Origin of the sequence: Neisseria dentiae (assembly GCF_024580525.1) — a bacterium.
Lineage (GTDB): Bacteria > Pseudomonadota > Gammaproteobacteria > Burkholderiales > Neisseriaceae > Neisseria > Neisseria dentiae_A.
Window position 1 is genome coordinate 45,926 of the sequence record NZ_JANIKQ010000012.1, and the last position, 17,895, is coordinate 63,820.

General features: G+C 47.6%; 24 protein-coding genes, 1 tRNA gene and 1 pseudogene. 15 read left to right on the plus strand and 11 right to left on the minus strand.

What is annotated here, in order from left to right; genetic code table 11:
* Positions 1–31 precede the first annotated feature (31 nt).
* From NQ012_RS08315 to NQ012_RS08325, 3 genes are all read left to right on the plus strand, one after another.
* Complete coding sequence (locus NQ012_RS08315) at positions 32–382, plus strand: hypothetical protein (protein WP_257067138.1); 351 nt, start codon at positions 32–34, stop codon at positions 380–382.
* Between the two features lie 154 nt (positions 383–536).
* Complete coding sequence (locus NQ012_RS08320) at positions 537–776, plus strand: hypothetical protein (RefSeq protein WP_257067139.1); 240 nt, start codon at positions 537–539, stop codon at positions 774–776.
* Between the two features lie 3 nt (positions 777–779).
* Positions 780–1,670 carry a zeta toxin family protein gene (locus tag NQ012_RS08325; protein WP_257067140.1) on the plus strand — a complete coding sequence of 297 codons (891 nt, stop codon included), beginning with the start codon at positions 780–782 and terminating at the stop codon, positions 1,668–1,670.
* Between the two features lie 290 nt (positions 1,671–1,960).
* On the opposite strand, the gene NQ012_RS08330 is transcribed toward NQ012_RS08325, so the two are convergent.
* The 4 genes from NQ012_RS08330 to NQ012_RS08345 all read right to left on the minus strand — a co-directional run bounded on the left by NQ012_RS08330 (position 1,961) and on the right by NQ012_RS08345 (position 4,253).
* Positions 1,961–2,500: a hypothetical protein gene (locus NQ012_RS08330; RefSeq protein ID WP_257067141.1), complete on the minus strand. Its 540-nt coding sequence runs from the start codon at positions 2,498–2,500 to the stop codon at positions 1,961–1,963.
* Positions 2,501–2,502: 2 nt separating this feature from the next.
* The gene (locus NQ012_RS08335; RefSeq protein WP_257067142.1) at positions 2,503–2,961 is read right to left on the minus strand and encodes a hypothetical protein; all 459 of its coding nucleotides are present in this window, start codon (positions 2,959–2,961) and stop codon (positions 2,503–2,505) included.
* Between the two features lie 50 nt (positions 2,962–3,011).
* On the minus strand, positions 3,012–3,788 hold the full coding sequence (locus tag NQ012_RS08340) for an SAM-dependent methyltransferase (protein WP_257067143.1): 777 nt from the start codon (positions 3,786–3,788) through the stop codon (positions 3,012–3,014).
* 66 nt (positions 3,789–3,854) lie between these two features.
* Positions 3,855–4,253, minus strand: a complete 399-nt coding sequence (locus tag NQ012_RS08345; protein ID WP_257067144.1) for a phosphoglycerate kinase — start codon at positions 4,251–4,253, stop codon at positions 3,855–3,857.
* A gap of 604 nt (positions 4,254–4,857) precedes the next feature.
* Here NQ012_RS08345 and NQ012_RS08350 point away from each other — a divergent pair.
* A complete protein-coding gene (locus tag NQ012_RS08350; protein WP_257067146.1) occupies positions 4,858–5,244 on the plus strand; it encodes a hypothetical protein in 387 nt (128 codons plus the stop codon).
* Positions 5,245–5,287: 43 nt separating this feature from the next.
* Here the strand turns inward: NQ012_RS08350 and NQ012_RS08355 are convergent, their stop codons facing one another.
* The 4 genes from NQ012_RS08355 to NQ012_RS08370 form a co-directional block, all read right to left on the minus strand.
* Positions 5,288–5,572, minus strand: coding sequence for a type II toxin-antitoxin system RelE/ParE family toxin (locus NQ012_RS08355; RefSeq protein ID WP_257067147.1), 285 nt, complete (start codon positions 5,570–5,572; stop codon positions 5,288–5,290).
* On the minus strand, positions 5,560–5,847 hold the full coding sequence (locus tag NQ012_RS08360; protein WP_257067148.1) for a CopG family ribbon-helix-helix protein: 288 nt from the start codon (positions 5,845–5,847) through the stop codon (positions 5,560–5,562). Before NQ012_RS08360 ends, NQ012_RS08355 begins: the two co-directional genes overlap by 13 nt.
* Positions 5,848–6,347: 500 nt before the next feature.
* Positions 6,348–7,136 carry a hypothetical protein gene (locus NQ012_RS08365; RefSeq protein WP_257067149.1) on the minus strand — a complete coding sequence of 263 codons (789 nt, stop codon included), beginning with the start codon at positions 7,134–7,136 and terminating at the stop codon, positions 6,348–6,350.
* An 11-nt stretch (positions 7,137–7,147) separates the two neighbouring features.
* On the minus strand, positions 7,148–7,351 hold the full coding sequence (locus NQ012_RS08370; protein ID WP_257067150.1) for a Cro/CI family transcriptional regulator: 204 nt from the start codon (positions 7,349–7,351) through the stop codon (positions 7,148–7,150).
* Positions 7,352–7,460: 109 nt separating this feature from the next.
* On the opposite strand from NQ012_RS08370, the gene NQ012_RS13155 reads away from it, so the two are divergent.
* The 11 genes and pseudogenes from NQ012_RS13155 to NQ012_RS08425 all read left to right on the plus strand — a co-directional run.
* Complete coding sequence (locus NQ012_RS13155; RefSeq protein WP_257067151.1) at positions 7,461–8,099, plus strand: LexA family protein; 639 nt, start codon at positions 7,461–7,463, stop codon at positions 8,097–8,099.
* Positions 8,100–9,083: 984 nt separating this feature from the next.
* Positions 9,084–9,338 (plus strand): hypothetical protein, encoded by a 255-nt coding sequence (locus NQ012_RS08380; protein ID WP_257067152.1) that lies wholly within the window; start codon positions 9,084–9,086, stop codon positions 9,336–9,338.
* Between the two features lie 426 nt (positions 9,339–9,764).
* A complete protein-coding gene (locus tag NQ012_RS08385) occupies positions 9,765–10,079 on the plus strand; it encodes a hypothetical protein (RefSeq protein ID WP_257067153.1) in 315 nt (104 codons plus the stop codon).
* A gap of 655 nt (positions 10,080–10,734) precedes the next feature.
* Complete coding sequence (locus tag NQ012_RS08390; protein WP_257067154.1) at positions 10,735–10,917, plus strand: hypothetical protein; 183 nt, start codon at positions 10,735–10,737, stop codon at positions 10,915–10,917.
* 140 nt (positions 10,918–11,057) lie between these two features.
* Positions 11,058–11,591: a TrbM/KikA/MpfK family conjugal transfer protein gene (locus NQ012_RS08395; RefSeq protein WP_257067155.1), complete on the plus strand. Its 534-nt coding sequence runs from the start codon at positions 11,058–11,060 to the stop codon at positions 11,589–11,591.
* Positions 11,592–11,758: 167 nt separating this feature from the next.
* Positions 11,759–12,532, plus strand: coding sequence for a conjugal transfer protein TraL (locus tag NQ012_RS08400; RefSeq protein WP_257067156.1), 774 nt, complete (start codon positions 11,759–11,761; stop codon positions 12,530–12,532).
* Positions 12,525–12,950: a hypothetical protein gene (locus NQ012_RS08405; protein WP_257067157.1), complete on the plus strand. Its 426-nt coding sequence runs from the start codon at positions 12,525–12,527 to the stop codon at positions 12,948–12,950. Before NQ012_RS08400 ends, NQ012_RS08405 begins: the two co-directional genes overlap by 8 nt.
* Before the next feature lie 189 nt (positions 12,951–13,139).
* The gene (locus NQ012_RS08410) at positions 13,140–13,601 is read left to right on the plus strand and encodes a hypothetical protein (protein ID WP_257067158.1); all 462 of its coding nucleotides are present in this window, start codon (positions 13,140–13,142) and stop codon (positions 13,599–13,601) included.
* Positions 13,595–13,861 (plus strand): lipopolysaccharide heptosyltransferase, encoded by a 267-nt coding sequence (locus NQ012_RS08415; protein WP_257067159.1) that lies wholly within the window; start codon positions 13,595–13,597, stop codon positions 13,859–13,861. The genes NQ012_RS08410 and NQ012_RS08415 overlap by 7 nt, the downstream gene beginning before the upstream one ends.
* Positions 13,858–14,187, plus strand: a complete 330-nt coding sequence (locus tag NQ012_RS13160; protein WP_257067160.1) for a helix-turn-helix domain-containing protein — start codon at positions 13,858–13,860, stop codon at positions 14,185–14,187. Before NQ012_RS08415 ends, NQ012_RS13160 begins: the two co-directional genes overlap by 4 nt.
* Positions 14,103–15,095, plus strand: a pseudogene (locus tag NQ012_RS08425) (tyrosine-type recombinase/integrase); the annotation flags it as partial. The gene NQ012_RS13160 and the pseudogene NQ012_RS08425, both read left to right, overlap by 85 nt.
* Before the next feature lie 34 nt (positions 15,096–15,129).
* Here the strand turns inward: NQ012_RS08425 and NQ012_RS08430 are convergent.
* The 3 genes from NQ012_RS08430 to NQ012_RS08440 all read right to left on the minus strand — a co-directional run bounded on the left by NQ012_RS08430 (position 15,130) and on the right by NQ012_RS08440 (position 17,647).
* Positions 15,130–15,205 (minus strand) — tRNA-Asn (locus NQ012_RS08430).
* Positions 15,206–15,378: 173 nt separating this feature from the next.
* The gene (locus NQ012_RS08435) at positions 15,379–15,585 is read right to left on the minus strand and encodes a YbdD/YjiX family protein (RefSeq protein WP_257067161.1); all 207 of its coding nucleotides are present in this window, start codon (positions 15,583–15,585) and stop codon (positions 15,379–15,381) included.
* On the minus strand, positions 15,575–17,647 hold the full coding sequence (locus NQ012_RS08440) for a carbon starvation CstA family protein (RefSeq protein ID WP_257067162.1): 2,073 nt from the start codon (positions 17,645–17,647) through the stop codon (positions 15,575–15,577). Before NQ012_RS08440 ends, NQ012_RS08435 begins: the two co-directional genes overlap by 11 nt.
* Positions 17,648–17,895: the final 248 nt, after the last annotated feature.

The following is a 17,895-nucleotide window of genomic DNA, read 5'->3' on the forward strand; positions in this document are numbered from 1 at the left end:
TCGGATACCTACAAATATGGAAAGGAAAAATATGATAGGTAAAACAGATAACGAATCAGAAAACAGGCGGATACTGCCTGATTCTGCGCTGTGGCTGCTCATCGTCTTAAATGCTTTGTTTGTTCTGCTGTTCCTGGTAATTGCAGCCTACACCTTCTACGCCGTTATTCTTTCGGTCAGGGCGGCTGATTCCCCCGTCTTTCAATCCGGATTGTTGGATAATTTAGTGATTGCATTGGTCGTATTTGGGTTTCCCGTTGCGCTGCTGAATGCCGCAGCAGAGCGGTGGCAGTACGGCCGTCTGAAGTTATCCACCATATTGCCTTTGGCAGCCAGTTCGCTGCTTTTTGTTGTCTATATCTGCTTGATAATCACCAACTAAGTTAATATCATCTATCGCCCCGCCGCAGCGCAAATTCATGTGCTGCGGCGGGGCTTTTTTTGTTTTTGGCGGATGCAAAGCGTATCGTTTTCAACAGATTAGTCGTATATGGTATAATCAGCACCAGTAAAACTTTGCAACAGGAGAACCGGTGATGTGCACCTTGATGCAAAAAGACGCACTGATCGAACGTGTGGCGTCGGTGCAGGCTTTGATTGCCCGCAAAACCCCGCGCACCGGAAAGCGTTCCGCAGACCAAGACAGAATCGTTTCGTTGCGCCGTTTCCTTTATGCTTCGGCCCCCGAAAGCATAGACTTTGAGGCTGTGGCAGATGAATGTAACGCTCTCCATCAAAAATATTCGGCGTTGCCAAAATTGGAAGCGGCCGCATAAATAATGTTCGCACGGGAAGCAGCCGCATTTGAAATGATTTGGGACGACCTGATTTCCGAAAGCCAGGTTCGTCCCTCTTCTTTGCCTAAAGGATTCGTGCTGGGCGGGCAGCCCGGCGCCGGAAAATCCAACCTTGTCCATAAAATCAATGCGGAGCTTGGTGGTAATCTGTTAGTGGTAAACGGCGACGAATTCCGCCGCTACCACCCCGATTTCGAGGAAATCCAAGCAAAATACGGCAAAGATGCTCCCAAGCATACCGCCGTATTTTCGGGCGCGATGACGGAAAAAGTGATAGCCAAAGCGTTATCCGAAGGCTACAACATCAGCGTCGAAGGCACATTCCGCACCGCTGAAGTACCGATGGGCACCTTAGACCAAATGCGTACCCACGGATATGAAACGGCCGTCTATATCCAAACCACCCCTGCCGAAGTGAGCTGGCAAAGCACCATCGAACGTTACAGACAGATGGAGGCTTTGGGTGAAATGCCCCGCTATACGGACAAAGCACACCATGATTTAGTCGTGCAACTGCTGCCAAGTAATGCCGATACGGTATTTGTGTCCGGCAAAGCCGATCATTTCAGGGTATATAACAGAGACGGTTTGGTGTTTGACGACCGTATCCACGTCGGACAGATGCCCGGTGCTGCTATCGATTACGAATTACACCACAATGAACGGGAACTCGGAAATATTCGGGCGGATTTTGAAAAGAACGCCCATCTGTTATCCCCTTCCCAAAAGCAAGTAATACAGGCGGGGGAAGCCATAATCAACGGGCTTTCTCCTGCCGAACAGATGCAGGCGCGGATTAATCTGTATGGGAGTTTGCTGGCCCAAATTAAAGAGCGGCATCCGTCATTGAACGGGCCCGAATCCGAACGTTGAAAGCTGCCTGAACCGCATCAGGCAGCTTTCTTCATTTCATATATTTAAAGAAGTAATGGTGATAACAACAATCCTCCCGCAGTAGGGGGCAAGTCGGGCTTGGGCTTGCCGGTGGCGAAGATAGCCGCAGGTATCGGAGCCGCCGACGGCATGGTCAAGTCCGGCTTGGGGGCGTGGGGCCGTTTGTGGCGAACCTGAGAGACGGAAACGGGGCTGCTGCGGGGTGGTTTTATGCTTTCAAAAAGTTTTTTTCACGCCGTCTGAAACACGGTTCAGACGGCATGAACGCATCAGCGGTTAAAAACCGTGCCGATTTGCCAATGGGCGGCGGCGTATTTTTTGCTGAAATCATCGATAAAAGGCATGGTTTCTTTGCATGGATTTTCAATAATATGGATATATTTACCATGAAGGGACAGCAAAACCCGTGTCTTTTGCGCAACATCGGGCAAAACCGTTTCTACTTCTGCCACATTTTGCAGCCGCAACAGATTGACCAGAGCTTCGGTATCCAGTCTCGTTTCGGGCGGAATCTCGCCTTTCAGACACTCGGGAAACAGTTTGTCATACGTTTCACGCGGCAGCAAGGCGAATGTTTCCGTCATGGTGCCGACACCGTAATCGTGGCAGGTATCTTTCAACAAATCATAGGTAAAATCCGAACTGCCCTTTAATGCACTCGCAAAAATCTCGATACAGTCGTCTGCCGTCAAGCCCTCGCTTAAACCGTCTGCATTACGCCATAACGTCATAAAAATTTCCCGTATCTCTTTCGGCTCGAGTTTTTCTATCAGGGATACGATATATTCCACCTTGTTTTTTTCATTCATTATCACACCCCGCTTTCTTCATAATTTTTAATGCCCTTTGCCGTTATTTCCCGTTCAAACCATGCGGCGGGGTCGGCGTAAAATTCAGGCGGAAATATCAAAGCCACATTAAAATCAATATTTGTATCCTTCCAAAACCAATGTGCCTCAACATCCGTACAGCCGTACCAATAAATTTCCAAACAGCACCCCATCAGCGCATGAACAAACGAACCGCTTTGACTGCGTATAACGGCATCCATGTAAACCTTGAGTGAGCGGCGGTCTTCGGTGGCTAATCCGCGCAAAAGCGTATGCAGGCGGATATAGCGGTCAACATCAAAGATAACGGTCATATCGCGGTAATATTCGACTAAACAGTCCAAATCTTCATCGGTACAGTTGATGTTGTACAATTCGTCGTCCATTTCGGCTACCATCAGGCGGCGGCCGTCTTTATCATATTCAAATCGGTATTTCATTTCGGTTTCCTTTCTTTGGTTTCAGACGGCCTGAATGCCGTCTGAACGCATCAGAACAAGACAAGCTGTTGTTCTAGTGTCAGTAATGCAGGGGGAACAGGCGTTGAAAACGGCTCTCCGTTATCGGCGGCCTTTTCTTTACCGACCTTATCCGCCATTGCTTGTGCAAAACCGCCATATACCCAGTCGGAAGTACACCAAGCAGACCAAAACTCACGGGTTAGGCTGTTGCCGTGTACGATTTTGGCGGGTATGCGGTAAAGCTGGCATTGGATAAAACACATCTGCACGCATAAAATATCAATGTCCACGCCTACCGCTGCCATTCTCTGCGACGGCGTATAGCCCGCCTCCCGCACATGCTCGGCAAAAGCAATCAGGTTTGCGCCGCTGCCGCAGGTCGGCTCTAAAACGCTGACAAACTTTTCCGTTTTCAGCTTCTCGGCTACGTCCAAACCGCCCAAAGCGGCCATTAACTTACTTATGCAATAAGGCGTGAAATACTGCCCGCTGCTGTCGTTGCCCAACCCCAAATCCATATACAGACGGCCTAAAACATCATCAAATACCCCCTGCTTTTGAGCCTTATTAACGGCAAGCATCAATACACCCAGCATTTCGGGGAAGCGGCAAAAATCCGCTTCGGGGTATTTTCGGCGTATTTCGTGGTAACGGTTTTCCCGTTGCTCCCACTCTGTATCAAATGCGTACTGGTTGATTAAGACGAGGGCCGCCAACTCGACAAAATCCCTGAATACGTCGGCTATACGGAAAGCCGCCCCGAAAGATTGGAAACCCTTGACTAATTCATGATGGATATTTTCCATTTCGTCTTTTCCTTTATCGTTGTTCGGGCGGCCTGTTCAGGCCGTCCGAATCGGGGTTAGAAGTAATTACCACCAACTGTCGTAAAAGACGGCCAAGCCGTTCGCCAAAGCCTCGCGGGCGGCGGCAATGAATTTCTTGGTTTCTTCTATATCCTCGGGATATATCTCCTCTCCGCCAAAGAAAAAGCCCGGCGTATGTTCCAGTTCGTTGTTCTCCAATGCCTGTTCAAGCCGTTCCAAGTCGTCAAGTTCCAGCCTGACGGTGCGGCAGTTGAACACCTCAACCCCGCCTTTTTCCCGATAGAGGTTTTCCATCCACCCGTGCAGGTGGTTGAATTTCCGCCAGTAGGCAATATCGGTAAGCTGCGCTTTTTCGCGCTCTTCTTCGGTGGTCGGCATTACGTCGGTTTGTCTGCCTGCGGCAAATTCGGCGCTCATGGTGTAGCCGTACATATCCAGTCCCATTTGTCATTCCTTTCATGTGAAATAATTAACAACACACAACCATCGGGGGCGGTAGCCGCCGCGTTGTGATGTCGTTAAAAATTTCAAACCGCCCAAAGTCCAGACTGGCTTTGTGCGGCTTTCATCTTTGTCCGGTGCGCCCTCTGCGGCGTGGTGGAAAAGGTGGAAGACGTGCAAAGACACTCGTCTTGGTCTGGACTTTGGGCGGTTTGAAATTTAGACATCACGAGACAACGCGGCGGCTACCGCCCCCGATGGTTGTTTACGGGACAGCCGCTTTCGCGGCGTTTCCGTCCGTTGGGCGGAATTTTTAAAACACCTTTAGGGCGTTTTTTGGCACCTGTTGCCTATCCTGCGTTTAGTTTGATAATGGGTTTTGTATGGATGTTTTCGTTTGTTTTTCAGGGATGAGGTACGCGCGGATGGAGATATAGCCGTGATTTTGAGATATTTGCGTATTTTTTAGATATTATTGCGTATATAAACGTATATTTTCTGAATATTTTATGTATTTATTGAATTATTTTGTATTAATTAAGAATCAGATGTATAATTAAACATATTTGGCGATTTTTTCAGGAATATTGGCGTATTAGGTGCGTATATGTCGGATTTAGACGATTTTGTGAAAAACAATACCCCTTCAGGCAAAAAATCCAAGCTGGACGCATTTGCCCGGGAAATTTTTGCTCTAAAAAAACTCGGTTATTCAGAGAAAGATATTCTGCGGTTTCTATCGGAAAAAAAAGGGGTGTCTGTTACCCAGCCGACCCTAAACAGATTTATCAGAAATAGAAAACAGCATGAAATACCGGCCAGCACCGCTTTCACACATCCCAAACCCCACCCTTCAGGGGTAGTTGATGCGGCTGATAATGCCCCAAAAGAACAGAAACAAGATGGAGAAAGGATACCGACCTTTGAATGGAACCCCGGTAGCTTTAATATTGACCAGTTTGTCGGCACCTCAACGGACGAGCAGAAAAAGTAAAAGCCGTCTGAAACCTTTTCAGACGGCCTGTTTGTTACCTAAATCAGGAGTATCTCTCTTCCAACTGATGCCTCACAGACACAATAATTACCGTATCATGTTCAATCCGGTAAAGCACCAAATACCCCCGGCTTCCAAACGGAACGGGCCACTCCCGGTACACATCATCAAAATATCTTCCCTGCGCCGGGAAAACAGCCAAGTCATTTAAAGCGGCTTTTATTGCACGGATGGCATTGACCGCAGCCGTAGGATTTTTATCAACCAAAAATTCATAAAGCCTGTTCAAATCACCGACGGCTTTTTCTGTCAGCACTACTTGTGGCATTTGAGCGGCTCCACCTGTTTACCGTCAATAATATCGTCCATCCACTCATTGACCTGCCCAAGGGTCAGATGCAGGCCTGTTTCCTGATAATGCCGCCATGATTCATCAGCTGCCGCTCTCAATGCCGCTTTACTTTCCTCACGGTCAAGAAACTGATTAACCGCCTCTTTCATCAACCAATGAATCGAACGGTCCTGCTGTTCAGCCACGATCTTCAACCGTTCTTTTGTTTCCGGGGTCAGTTTTACTGCCACCGGCACAGACTGGGTTTTCATAAGCAAAGCCCCTAGGTTATAAAAAGTAATACCATTATATACCCATATCCGCCACCAAACCAACTTATCCACAAAAAACGTGCATATCTCCCTGCTCAAAAACCCTAAACGCCTATCTACCCATAAAAAAAGAAACTGCCCAAAAAATCATCAGGCCGTATGGCCGTTATAGTGTTTGTGGTGGTCTCTGAATGTGTTCTCTGTATAGAGTGCGTCCGGTGCGTACAAAGACCTTTGCCCGATTTGTACATTGTTCTTTGCCCAATATGTACAAAGACATGATTTATAAAGATAATTTAAAGATTACAACAAGGCCGTCTGAAAGTATCTTTTGCCGCTTTCCGACGGCCTTTGCACCTCCAAACAGGCAATATGAATAAAAAAACGGCCGATGCTCTGCATCAGCCGTATAAAAATGCTTCTGAATCACTCAAAAGCAGGGTGAAGACGGTTTTTTTATGACGTTTGAGCAGCCATAACGCGCAACAAGGCATCACACCTTATTGCGCTGATTTTTTTATTCCTAATTTTTGCATTGCCTCCTGCATTTTTTCGATGGCAACGCCCTTATCGGGCTTGTCCGGCGGCGGCTTTGGTTGTTTTTTATGCTCCGCCGCCGCCGCTGCCAGCTCGCGTTTGGTGCGTTCTTCTTGGGCTTTCCGGTCGCTTTCAGACGGCCTGCCGGTTTGTTTTTGGGCGGGCGGGAAAAAGCCCAACCAGCCTTTGAGAATGGTCATCTCCATAATCGGGTGCAGGTCGAGCTTGTCGTTGTGGAGTGCAGACAGTTGCTTTATGGCCGCTTTTTTCGCGCCGTTGCCTGCTTTTTTGCCCGCCTCCGCGCGCATATCCAAATAAGCGTGCCACAAATCCAGCGGAATGAATTTCGGCAGGCGGAAATTATCGCGGTCGTGGTGGTAGCGGCTGTGGGCAGACGGCAGCGGTATGCCCCTGAGTTCGTAAATTTTTTCCAGCAACACGTCGCGGTTAAGGTGCCAGTGCATCCTGCCGTGTACGCCGCCGCGCCGGTATTGCACCAGCCCCAAGCGCAGCAGCGCCCGGCGCACTTTTTCGTAACCGCGCCGGGACAGTCCGAGTTCCTGCTTCAGATCAGCGGCGGTTTTATACAGCCAACCGCAGCGTTCCGGCTCTTTGTCGATCACCTCGCTCCACCAAAACAGATTGGAGAGAAACGATGCCGTCTGAAAATCGTGCGCGCACAGGGGCATAAATTCGTCATAGACTTGGACGAATTTATTGGTTAGGTGGGCGCGCAGGTCGGCGATGAGCATTTCTATTACTTTTACTCTTTTGCTTTTTGAACCCGTACTATCTGATATAGGCGTGGGTTTATTTTCAACTTTCCACCAGTAAGTATTTGAATTCGGTAAGCCTGCTTTTCTGGAACTACTTCCTGCCATTGTGTTACAGCCGATGGGCTGATACCTAAAGCCCTTGCTACCGCTATTTTTGTTCCGTAAAAGGCAATAACATCTTTTGTTCGCATATATGGATATTTCTTTGTTTAAGTTCGCTTAAATTATAGGTGTAAAGAACACTTAAATCAACATGGGTTAAGATAACTTAAACCTGAGAAATTTAAGATGGAATGAATTGTGGAAGCAAAGACTATCGGAGAAAGAATCCGAAAAATGCGAAAAGAGAGGAATTTGACTCAGCAAGATTTGGCAAGAAGGCTGAAAGATGTATCACATGTTGCCATTTCCCAATGGGAGTCAAATACAACAAAACCAAATGCAGAGAATCTATATGAGCTGTCAACCTTGTTTGGTTGTGATTTTGGGTGGTTGTTAAAAGGTGGAGATGGGGAGGCTACGAATGCCAAGCTAATTCCAAATATTTCTGCTGTACAGATTCCTATCTTGCGTTATGAAGATATACGAGAATTTGATGTAGCTCATCCTTTTATACAAATAACAGGAGAGTACATCATGACTGATATTCAAAGTTCAGCTTCCACCTTTGCTCTGAAACTGAAAGGTGATTCAATGAAACCTGCATTTTCAGACGGGGATATGATTATTATCGATCCTTTGGAAAAACCTGAGCCGGGAGAATTTGTACTGGCACAAGTTGATAAAGATATTCTGTTTAGAAAGTACAGAATTGATAATCTTGATAAATTCAGCCTTCAACCACTTAATTCCGATTATCCAGTGATTTCTTCAAGCGAAGCCAAAATCAAAATTATCGGTACGTTAGTTGAACATAGAATTTACCGAAGGAAGCGCTAACAAATGAAGGCCGTCTGAATTCAGACGGCCTTACTCTATGGGCACTATTGTCGAGGATGTCTCACACCCAAAATGCGAACCAATTAATCTGCATTTTTGACCTACTTCATCAGTCGGACACGGACGGCTTCTCTATGGGGTTACCCCAATACAAAAATAATTTATACCATTAAATATCAAAATGTTAAGTCTTAATTTTAATTAAACTTAAAATAATACTTGCGCTTGTATTTAAGTTATCTTAAAATTCAAGACATGGGGGATTTGCTAGCGATTCAATTGCCCTGAAAATACAGAAAAGTTCTTTAACAATCAGAAACCGTAGCAACCGGCCTTCGGAGTTGTATCCGCTCTTTCGACATAAAATGCAGGCTTCGCTCAGATTGGAAACAACAGGCGTAGAAAAGGTTTCGAGCCTTTGGGTAAATCGCACAAACGGTTGCGGGCGGCATTCGGCACGCCCAAAAAGAAAAGCCGCGCATCCGGGTAGCGCAAAAAGCGTCCGGTAACAGGCGGCTGTCGAACGTATTGACAATCGGGGCGTATCCCCGATGCAGGAGCGATAATCTACGGACAAGCTCCAAACTACATACTGACTTTTTGAGACTGCCTCTTGGCGGGCAGATTCAGGGCTTCAAAGCCCTTTCGTATGCCGGTGATGGCACACTTTAAATAAGACGGTCTCGCACACCGTCTTTGGTCTGTACCCAGACCCAAACCCGTTTTTAAAGCGGGTTTCAGTATGGGTATCGTCATTGTACACCGATTCAGCGATATAAATAACGAAAGTTACTTTTTGAATGCTTTATCGGATTCTTTGTGTGGTAATCAAGGTGTTTTAAGGAGTAAAACATGGAAACCAAATATTTTGTTGGACACGACGGTAATCCGCGCGGATTGTTCGAAAGTATGGTTGAGGCCGAACGCTACATCCTGCTGGAGCAGGGTTGAACGGACGAGGAAATCGCGGAAAATTGGGCGTTTGTGAAAAACGAAAGCCGTAAATACGGTGGCGCCCCGTTTTCAACAAACGGACGTGAATCTTTGTTTTTCATCACGGAATTGAAAATTTCAGACGGCGTTTTGGTAGAAGTGGACGGGATGCCGTTCGATGATTTCATCGAGAGTATCAGTGCAGAGCGTGGTACGGAAGAGTTTGCGGAAACGAAACGGCGTATGGTTAGATATTATTTATTACAAGGCCGTCTGAGAAACTCAGAAACTGTGTCAGGGGAATAATATGAGTTTTGTTTATCGGTATTTCAAAGATGATTATGGTCTTGATACCACAATTGGAATTATAGTGTTTGTCTCTTGCTGTATTGCTTTATTCATAGCCGGCATTACTTTTATGCTGTCTGATAACTATGAATATAGTTCGTTGAGACGTAAATTTGCATATACCTTCGTTTGGTTGGTATTGCTTTCATTATTATTTTCTTCTTATTTGAATTCCGGCACCCGAAATATAAGCTTATATGGCACGGACAGACAAAAAGCAACGATAAAACGATGCGTTGAAAATCAAGGATATGCACACTCAGTAACGCTTGATGATATCTATTATGTCATGTATACCTGCCGATCTGACGAAGACAACCAAAGGTTAAGAGACAGCATTTTCAAATAGGTTTTAAAATTGTTGGTTGTGAAGGAGTGGAAAAAATGAATTGTAAAATTGGTAATTCGGTTTTGGCTGTTTGTATTTTCGTTGGACTGTTATCGTTGTCTGTCCAATTGTTTTCTACCTACCAAACCTCGAAAAAATATGAAGTAAGACAAGAGATGCTAACAAAAATAGACGTAAAGAAAAATGACATTGCGCTTGGAGTTGCCAAGGTTAATGCACTTCAAACCACGATAAACTGTCTGCTGTACAAAAATCAGAAGCTGCAAGAACGGAACAGTACAATAGCCGTCGGCACAACAACCCATAGCTCCACCATGCCCGACTGCAAAAAATATATGAATACCGTCTAAAAATTTCATTCAGCCTGCTTGATGCAGGCATTTTTTATCGAACGGCAGTCCGGGCCGTGTTTTCCGGTCGTTAATACAGGAGATGCTTATGATTTAGAGCAAAAACTATCGCGAACGAACCTTAACGGCAGGCTGGGGCTGATTCCCGTTCGGCAGGGATGATGCAGCAAGCGGCTCGGGTGTGGCCTGCCGTTATGTTTTTTAGCACACCGCAGTTCGCCTTGGCACGGCGTTAACGCACTCAATCAGGCCATTTCGGATTCGACCTGCTCCGGCCGAAAAGGTGGTAGGAAGACGCTTACAGACCTTGCGACACGGTTCGGGCGGGTGGAATGCCTGCATAACTTCATATAAATATAAGGAAATGGGAATAACTAGGAGGTAATTGAAATGAAAAAAGCAATATTGTCTCGGCTAGAGAAAATAGAATTCACTTGGATCGGCTTGATAGAGCTTGTATTTAAATCCATATATGTTGTACTAGGAATTGCTTGTGCAGTTTATCTGTTCGTCGAAATGAAACCTGTGATAGATAAGCTCGTGGATTCTCTTTTCTATCTGTTGTTTAATTAAATTCCGCTATCCGCCAAGGCCGTCTGAAAAACAAGATTTTCAGACGGCCTTTTTATCCACCAACTTTAAAAGGAGAGCCATCATGCTCAATACCCACGCCCGCAAACCCGTGCCGGTATCTGTTATCGGCACCTACGATTCGCTCGAAGCAGCATCACGGCAGGTTGACCTGTTTATGCTCAAACAAGACCCTGATGCCTGTGCCAATATCGTGCCGTCTGAAAACGGCAAAGGCTTTACCGTTCAGGCGGTCAAATGGCAATAAAAAACCGCTTCCTTGCGAAAGCGGCCTTGGGGGAGACGGGTAATCTCATAGAGGTGTGCAGATTATCCCCGTTTCCCGCGATGATTGCAATATCTTCCACCATGCGCCCTTCGGGGCGTATTTGCATAAGGAAATACAGTATGAAGCGTTTTTTAGCAGTTTCCGCCGTATCGGCGGCTTTTTTAATGTCCGCCGCCGCTCACGCTGATGATGTACTCACCGGCGATGCCAAGCTGGCCTGCGAGGCGACGTTGTGCCTCAGCAGCGGCGACCGGCCGTCTGAATGTAATGAATCGATTAAGCGTTACTTTTCGATTAAGCACAAACGCCCGCACAAAACCTTGCAGGCACGCAAAGATTTTCTGAACCTCTGCCCGTCGAGCAAAGAGGAAGGGATGCCGAAGCTGGTGGATGCGCTGGTTAACGGTGCCGGCCGCTGCGATGCGGCCGAATTGAACCGTGTGATGACCCGCACCTATATCAAAAAAGTCCGTAAACACCGCTCGAACAAAGCAGGCGGCAGCTACACCGTCGAAGTGCCGGTGCGCTATGTCCGCAATGCAAAACCCGGCTACTGCCAAGCCTATTTCGATCATGAATGGACGACTGCCGGCGATAAGGTGCAGTTTGTCGGCGTGGAGAAAGAAGGCGGCCGCTGGGTTGATGTGAAATAGTTTCACTCCTGCTCCGGTCATTCCTCCACCATTCCCAACCGGAGCTGTTTTACGGCGGAGCATCTGCTCCGCCGCTTTTTACAGACCAAAGGCCGTCTGAAAATGCGGATTTTGGTGTGTGATGAGCTTATGGCCAACGGCCGTTTTTTTTGAAAAAGGAAATAAAAATGAAAGAAGCGCACTTAGTAGTCCAGGGTAAAGGTGGTGTAGGCAAATCGTTTAGCGCAATGATTGTTGCCAACTATATGAAAGAAGCCGCCGCCGAGGCGGTGCCCGTGCATTGCTATGACACCGACCCGGTAAACCGGACTTTCAGCCGGCATAAAATTTTGAATGCGGATGTGATCAATATTATGACCGAACACAATACCATTGATTCTGCCCGTTTTGACCGGTTGATTGAGGAATTGGTAGAAAAAGACGGCATCGGTATTGTCGATAACGGTGCCGCTACATTTGTGCCGCTTATGGCATATATGACAGAAAACCGTGTGCCGGAACTTCTGCAAGAATCCGGCGTAAGGTTGATTCTTCATGTGCTGATGAACGGGGGACAGGCTTTTTTTGACTGTGCCGACGGATTAGAGAAAGTATTGGCCAGTATGCCGGCAGAAGTAGTGGTTTGGCTGAACGACCACAACGGGAAGGTGGAATACAAAGGAAAACAGTTTACTGATTTTCAGGTGTACAAAAACCACCGAGACCGCATCATCGGTATCATTCATATTGAAAACCGCAATCCCGACACCTACGGCAAAGACCTTGAAAATATGACTTCTTTGAGCCTGACGTTAAGTGAGGCGATTGAATCAGACGCATTTACCCTAATGCCCCGACAACGGTTAAAAAATATTAAGCGCGACTTGTTCTCCCAGCTGGAGAAACTGCCTATTTGGGTAAACACACCGTCTGAAAAGAGCAAGGGCAAAGTCGATGAATAATGATGCAGACAATATCATCGCGGAAGTATTCCGCCTGACGGGAACCCGTATCACACGGGACGATCCCGTTTTGGCGGTGCTCGTGATACAGCGGCAGTCTTTGGACGAGTTTGCCGGGCACTTAGCTATATCGCACGAAGCGTTTCTGACACAGCTTGCCGCCCACGAGCAAAACATAACCGAAGCGGCTGCCAAACTGGAAACCTACCGCGAACAGTTACTGACCGAACTGTCGCAACACGCAAGCAATGAAATCGAAGCGGCGGAACCGAAGATTTATGCGGCGGTGTCCGCCCGCGTCATGAAAGATGTGGAAGCCTCTAACGAGCGGCTGGTAGGCCGTCTGAAAAAGCTGCTGGCAATTGCATTCGCCGTGGCTTTGGTGTTGATGATGCTGTTCGTTTTATTAGTAACTTGAGGGGTTCCTTATGGAATTATTTCTCAGACGGTTGTGGTTGGTTTTATCCTCAATTCTGGTCAGTTATTTTGTTGTAGAAAGCCTTTCTAATAATGACGAGGTAATGCTGACTTTGGCACTTGTCTTTGGTAGCTGCATTACTTTGTCAGCGCTTTTGGAGTGATTGGCTTAAATTATAGGAGGATAGTCATGGAAGAATTAAGAAAAAAATTTTATTTTTTTTGCAAAGGTATTTTATATTTGATTAAAGGCTTGCCATCTTTAATAAAAATTTTTCTCATTGGTACTCAATATTTTATATTCATGTCGATTAAACTGACTTTGTCTTTTTGTTTTCCTTTGTTTTTTCTAAAACAGGAAAAATCGGAAGAAGCGGAAAATGATAAAGTAACGAACCATGACTATAAATATGTGGGTAATGATGAATTTGATATCCCTCTTTTTATTTTTGGTTTTCTTCTATTTTCTTTTCAATCTGGGGCATTAATTTCCAGCTTTGCATTTGTGTTATGTGGCAAAAATATTTCAAATGATGATTCGATCTTCATGATTTTATCACTTTCGATTACTGTCCATTATTTATTGTTTTTAATTCATTGGTTTGTCAAATCAATGATAACAATAGGAAAAAAACAAGGAGGATTATGCTGATTGAAGCTGCCCCCGTTGTCCGCACGGCTAAAATAGCTCCGGGATATACCCCGCCGGAAACCGGCTACCCCCATTACCGGCTGATTCCGGTGCAGACAGAAGCAGGCAAATACCATTGCCTGCTTTTTTACGTTTCCGCCAAAGACTATTTGATACTGGAGCCGAAAATCAAACGGCACCTGGCTGTCAAAAAGTTGGCGGAGTTTCTGAAAACCGCCACCTTTCCTGTGTACGAAGTAACTTATGGAGAGCCGCGATGAGCACATACGATGTTGAAGAGGCTGCCGAGTATTGCAAATGCCATCCCGAAACGATACGGGAGCATATCCGCGAAGGCCGTCTGAACGCCTCAAAACCGGGGCGAAAATATTGCATAACGCAGTCTGCCCTTGACGCATTCTTGTCCGAACAAGAAAATGCACAGTTGCAGACTTCGCTCAAAAGCAGGAGTGAAGAAAAATGCCGATTTACAAACGAAACAATGGCATATGGTACGTTGACATCACAACGGCAGGTGGCCGCAGAATTAGACAATCTGCTGGCACCAAAATCAGGGAAGAAGCCCAAAAGCTGCATGACAAACTAGCTTACGAGCTATGGCAGCAGCAACACTTGGAGCGGAAGCCCGACCGGCTGTGGGAGGAAGCAGCCGTCCGATGGATTAAAGAGCAAGGAGGCAAAAAGAAAAGTATCAAAGACGACATCAGCCGGTTGCGCGGCCTTCCTCATTTCAGAGGAGTTTTGCTGAATGATATGAGCCGCGACTTCATCATGGATACCGTTGGCGGCTTTAATTGCTCCGACAGTACCAAGAACCGTTATCTCGCGCTTATCCGTGCCATTTTGAACAAAGCCGTGCATGAGTGGCAATGGTTGGACAGCGTGCCGAAAATCACGTTATACCGCGAAGCCAAACGGCGTATCCGCTGGCTGACGCAGAACGAAGCACAGAAACTCATTGCCGCTTTACCCGAATACCTGGCCGATATGGCGGTTTTCAGTTTGGCGACGGGGTTGCGGCAGCGGAACGTTTTGGAATTGAAGTGGGCGCAAATAAACCTGAGTCGGAAAACGGCGTGGATTTATGCCGACGAAGCCAAAGCCGGGCGTGCGATCGGCATCGCGCTGAATCAGACGGCGGTAGGTGTGTTGGAAAAACAGATGGGCAAACACCCGTCTTTTGTTTTTACCTATCCGAACGGCCGCCCCGTAAAAAGCATCAATTCGCGCATTTGGAAAAATGCTTTGGAAAAAGCCGGTATATCCGATTTCCGCTGGCACGACCTGCGCCATACATGGGCAAGCTGGCTGGTTCAGGCCGGCGTGCCGTTGGCGGCGTTGCAGGAAATGGGCGGATGGGAAAGCATCAGCATGGTGCAGCGGTATGCCCACCTTGCTCCCGAGCATTTGCACGGACACGCTGCTTTGTTGGACGGTGCCGGTCTTGGTTTCGGCACAAATTTGGCACACCCCAAGATAGGCGGTGGCAAAGAAAAAAGCCTAAACGGTTGTTTAGGCTTGGAAAATATGGCTCCCCGACCTGGGCTCGAACCAGGGACCTGCGGATTAACAGTCCGTCGCTCTACCGACTGAGCTATCGGGGAAGAAGCGTGCATTATAACGCGGCTTTGGGAAGTGTCAATATTTTTACGCCGTTTTTTTTACTGAAAACATCAATAAATTGAATTGTAAAAACATTTAACCGATGCCCGTTACAGGCCGTCTGAAAAACACCCCGCACAAAGCATGCGGGGTGTTTTTTTCAACCGGAGATTATTCAGCAACAACGACCGCCGGAAGCACCACTGCGGCGCTTGCTGCAATAATCCTGAAACTGCAATTCGGTCATCACGGGTGCGTTTGGATTATGCTTGCGTTGCCGGGCCACATAGTTTTGATAGTCCGGCATTCCGGCCATCAGGCCGGCGGTAAGGCGGACAGTTTTCCAAGCACGCTTGATGCGTTGCAGCAGGTTAGGATTCATTTTGCTGAACCTCGTTACGGTAAACAGGCGGAACTTCTTTGGCGGTGGGCCAAGCCACTTTACGCGCTTTCAGGGCAACACGCAATCCGTATACGGCCACGATTACCACCACCGACAGGAAAATCACGGTCAAGCCTGAGTTTACATAGTCGTTGAAGGCAATGCGGCTCATTTGAGCAAGGTCTTTGGCGGGAGCCAGCACTTCGCCGCGCGAAGCGGCTTCGTTGAATTTGGCCGCGTGCGACAAGAAACCGATTTTCGGATCGCTGTGGAACAGTTTTTGCAAGCTGGCATAGCAGGTTACAAACAACAGCAGCAATGCGGGCACCAGCGATACCCATACATAGCGTTCGCGCTTCATTTTCACCAGCACCACACTCACCATAATCAACGCCACGCCGGCCAGCATTTGGTTGCCGATACCGAACAGCGGCCATAAAGAGTTGATGCCGCCCAAAGGATCGGTTACGCCGGTGTAAAGGAAATATCCCCACAAGCCTACAGCCATTAAGGTGGCAATCAGGTTGGCGGGCAGACTATCGGTGTTGCCGAAAGGTTTGATGAAAATGCCGCCTAAATCTTGAATCATAAAGCGTGCCACGCGGGTGCCCGCATCAACGGCGGTTAAGATGAACAGAGCCTCAAACAAGAGTGCGAAGTGATACCAGAAAGCCATCATACCGGGGCCGGAAATCAGCTGGCTCATGATATTGGCCATGCCGACCGCCAATGTGGGCGCACCGCCCGCGCGGGAAAGAATGGTATGTTCACCCACGTCTTTCGCCATTTGCAGCAAGGTGGCTTCTTGTACGGGGAAGCCTAACTGATTGGTAATTACCTGTGCGGCATTGGCGGCATCGGTGCCGATCAGCGCGGTGGGGCTGTTCATGGCGAAATATACGCCGGGGTCGAGCGAAGCGGCGGCGGCCAGCGCCATAATCGCTACAAAGCTTTCCATCAGCATACCACCGTAACCGATCATGCGCACATGGGTTTCGTTTTCAACCATTTTCGGCGTGGTGCCTGAAGAAATCAGGGCATGGAAACCGGAAACGGCACCGCAGGCGATGGTAATGAACAGGAAGGGGAACAGGTCGCCCGAAAATACGGGGCCGGTGCCGTCGATAAACTTGGTTACCGCGGGCATCTGCAAGGCAGGGCCGACAATCACGATGCCGATAGCCAATGCGATAATCGTGCCGATTTTCAGGAAAGTGGAAAGATAATCACGCGGGGTCAGCAGCAGCCAAACCGGCAATACGGCGGCTACGAAGCCGTAAATCATAATCGCCCAAGTGAGTTGTACGCCGTCCATATCGAAGATATGGGCAAACGAGCTTTGTGCCACGTCTTCACCGAACACAATCGCACACATCAGCAAAATAAAGCCGACAATCGAAATCTCGCCGATTTTGCCGGGGCGGATGTAACGGGTGTAGATGCCCATAAACAGGGCAATCGGAATGGTGGCGGCGATGGTAAATGTGCCCCACGGGCTGTGCACCAGCGCTTTCACCACAATCAGTGCCAACACGGCCATGATGATAACCATGATCATCAAAATACCGATGGATGCAATCACACCGGCCACCGTGCCCAGCTCCTGTTTTACGATATCGCCCAGCGATTTGCCGTCGCGGCGCATCGACACGAACAGCACCATCATATCTTGAACGGCGCCGGCAAATACCACGCCAAAGATAATCCACAACGTGCCGGGCAGATAACCCATTTGCGCGGCAAGCACCGGACCGACCAGCGGCCCCGCACCGGCGATGGCGGCGAAGTGGTGGCCGAACAATACGCCTTTGTGGGTGGGCACATAGTCCAAACCGTCGTTGTGCCGCTCGGCAGGGGTAAGCCGGTTGGCATCGAGTTGCGCTACGTTTTTGGCAATATACAGGCTGTAAAAACGATAGGCGATGCAGTAAACGGAAACGGCGGCGATAACCATCCATACCGCATTAACCTGCTCGCCGCGACTTAGGGCCAATGTGGTAAATGCGGCCAAACCGACCAATACCACAATGCCCCACAGTAGAAACGATTTAAGCTGTTTCATAAAGACCTCACGGGGTTGTTGAGAGTGGATAAAAAATAAATTTAAAACTTGGAAGCTCGTTAATAAAAATGTAATGTGATGTAATGTTTTATGAAGGCAGCGGAAGACTAACATATTTGCACAAAATGATGTGGGGTTTTAACAAAAAGAAATGTAGCCTGTTTGAGTCAGGTCAAAATCGAAATGAATAAAAGCCTGTTGAAATAAAAAATGCCATAAAAATATCAACAGGCAATGATTTGATGTTT

What these genes read in the sequence shown, in the direction of transcription:
- NQ012_RS08335 (WP_257067142.1), bottom strand. Translation starts at nt 2,961, where the DNA reads ATGAAATACCGATTTGAATATGATAAAGACGGCCGCCGCCTGATGGTA.
- NQ012_RS08410 (WP_257067158.1), top strand. Translation starts at nt 13,140, where the DNA reads ATGGAAGAATTAAGAAAAAAATTTTATTTTTTTTGCAAAGGTATTTTA.
- NQ012_RS08400 (WP_257067156.1), top strand. Translation starts at nt 11,759, where the DNA reads ATGAAAGAAGCGCACTTAGTAGTCCAGGGTAAAGGTGGTGTAGGCAAA.
- NQ012_RS08415 (WP_257067159.1), top strand. Translation starts at nt 13,595, where the DNA reads ATGCTGATTGAAGCTGCCCCCGTTGTCCGCACGGCTAAAATAGCTCCG.
- NQ012_RS08355 (WP_257067147.1), bottom strand. Translation starts at nt 5,572, where the DNA reads ATGCCACAAGTAGTGCTGACAGAAAAAGCCGTCGGTGATTTGAACAGG.
- NQ012_RS08360 (WP_257067148.1), bottom strand. Translation starts at nt 5,847, where the DNA reads ATGAAAACCCAGTCTGTGCCGGTGGCAGTAAAACTGACCCCGGAAACA.
- NQ012_RS08325 (WP_257067140.1), top strand. Translation starts at nt 780, where the DNA reads ATGTTCGCACGGGAAGCAGCCGCATTTGAAATGATTTGGGACGACCTG.
- NQ012_RS08315 (WP_257067138.1), top strand. Translation starts at nt 32, where the DNA reads ATGATAGGTAAAACAGATAACGAATCAGAAAACAGGCGGATACTGCCT.
- NQ012_RS08350 (WP_257067146.1), top strand. Translation starts at nt 4,858, where the DNA reads ATGTCGGATTTAGACGATTTTGTGAAAAACAATACCCCTTCAGGCAAA.
- NQ012_RS08395 (WP_257067155.1), top strand. Translation starts at nt 11,058, where the DNA reads ATGAAGCGTTTTTTAGCAGTTTCCGCCGTATCGGCGGCTTTTTTAATG.
- NQ012_RS08370 (WP_257067150.1), bottom strand. Translation starts at nt 7,351, where the DNA reads ATGCGAACAAAAGATGTTATTGCCTTTTACGGAACAAAAATAGCGGTA.
- NQ012_RS08320 (WP_257067139.1), top strand. Translation starts at nt 537, where the DNA reads ATGTGCACCTTGATGCAAAAAGACGCACTGATCGAACGTGTGGCGTCG.
- NQ012_RS08435 (WP_257067161.1), bottom strand. Translation starts at nt 15,585, where the DNA reads ATGAATCCTAACCTGCTGCAACGCATCAAGCGTGCTTGGAAAACTGTC.
- NQ012_RS08340 (WP_257067143.1), bottom strand. Translation starts at nt 3,788, where the DNA reads ATGGAAAATATCCATCATGAATTAGTCAAGGGTTTCCAATCTTTCGGG.
- NQ012_RS08345 (WP_257067144.1), bottom strand. Translation starts at nt 4,253, where the DNA reads ATGGGACTGGATATGTACGGCTACACCATGAGCGCCGAATTTGCCGCA.
- NQ012_RS08330 (WP_257067141.1), bottom strand. Translation starts at nt 2,500, where the DNA reads ATGAATGAAAAAAACAAGGTGGAATATATCGTATCCCTGATAGAAAAA.
- NQ012_RS08385 (WP_257067153.1), top strand. Translation starts at nt 9,765, where the DNA reads ATGAATTGTAAAATTGGTAATTCGGTTTTGGCTGTTTGTATTTTCGTT.
- NQ012_RS08365 (WP_257067149.1), bottom strand. Translation starts at nt 7,136, where the DNA reads ATGCTCATCGCCGACCTGCGCGCCCACCTAACCAATAAATTCGTCCAA.
- NQ012_RS08440 (WP_257067162.1), bottom strand. Translation starts at nt 17,647, where the DNA reads ATGAAACAGCTTAAATCGTTTCTACTGTGGGGCATTGTGGTATTGGTC.
- NQ012_RS13160 (WP_257067160.1), top strand. Translation starts at nt 13,858, where the DNA reads ATGAGCACATACGATGTTGAAGAGGCTGCCGAGTATTGCAAATGCCAT.
- NQ012_RS08405 (WP_257067157.1), top strand. Translation starts at nt 12,525, where the DNA reads ATGAATAATGATGCAGACAATATCATCGCGGAAGTATTCCGCCTGACG.
- NQ012_RS08390 (WP_257067154.1), top strand. Translation starts at nt 10,735, where the DNA reads ATGCTCAATACCCACGCCCGCAAACCCGTGCCGGTATCTGTTATCGGC.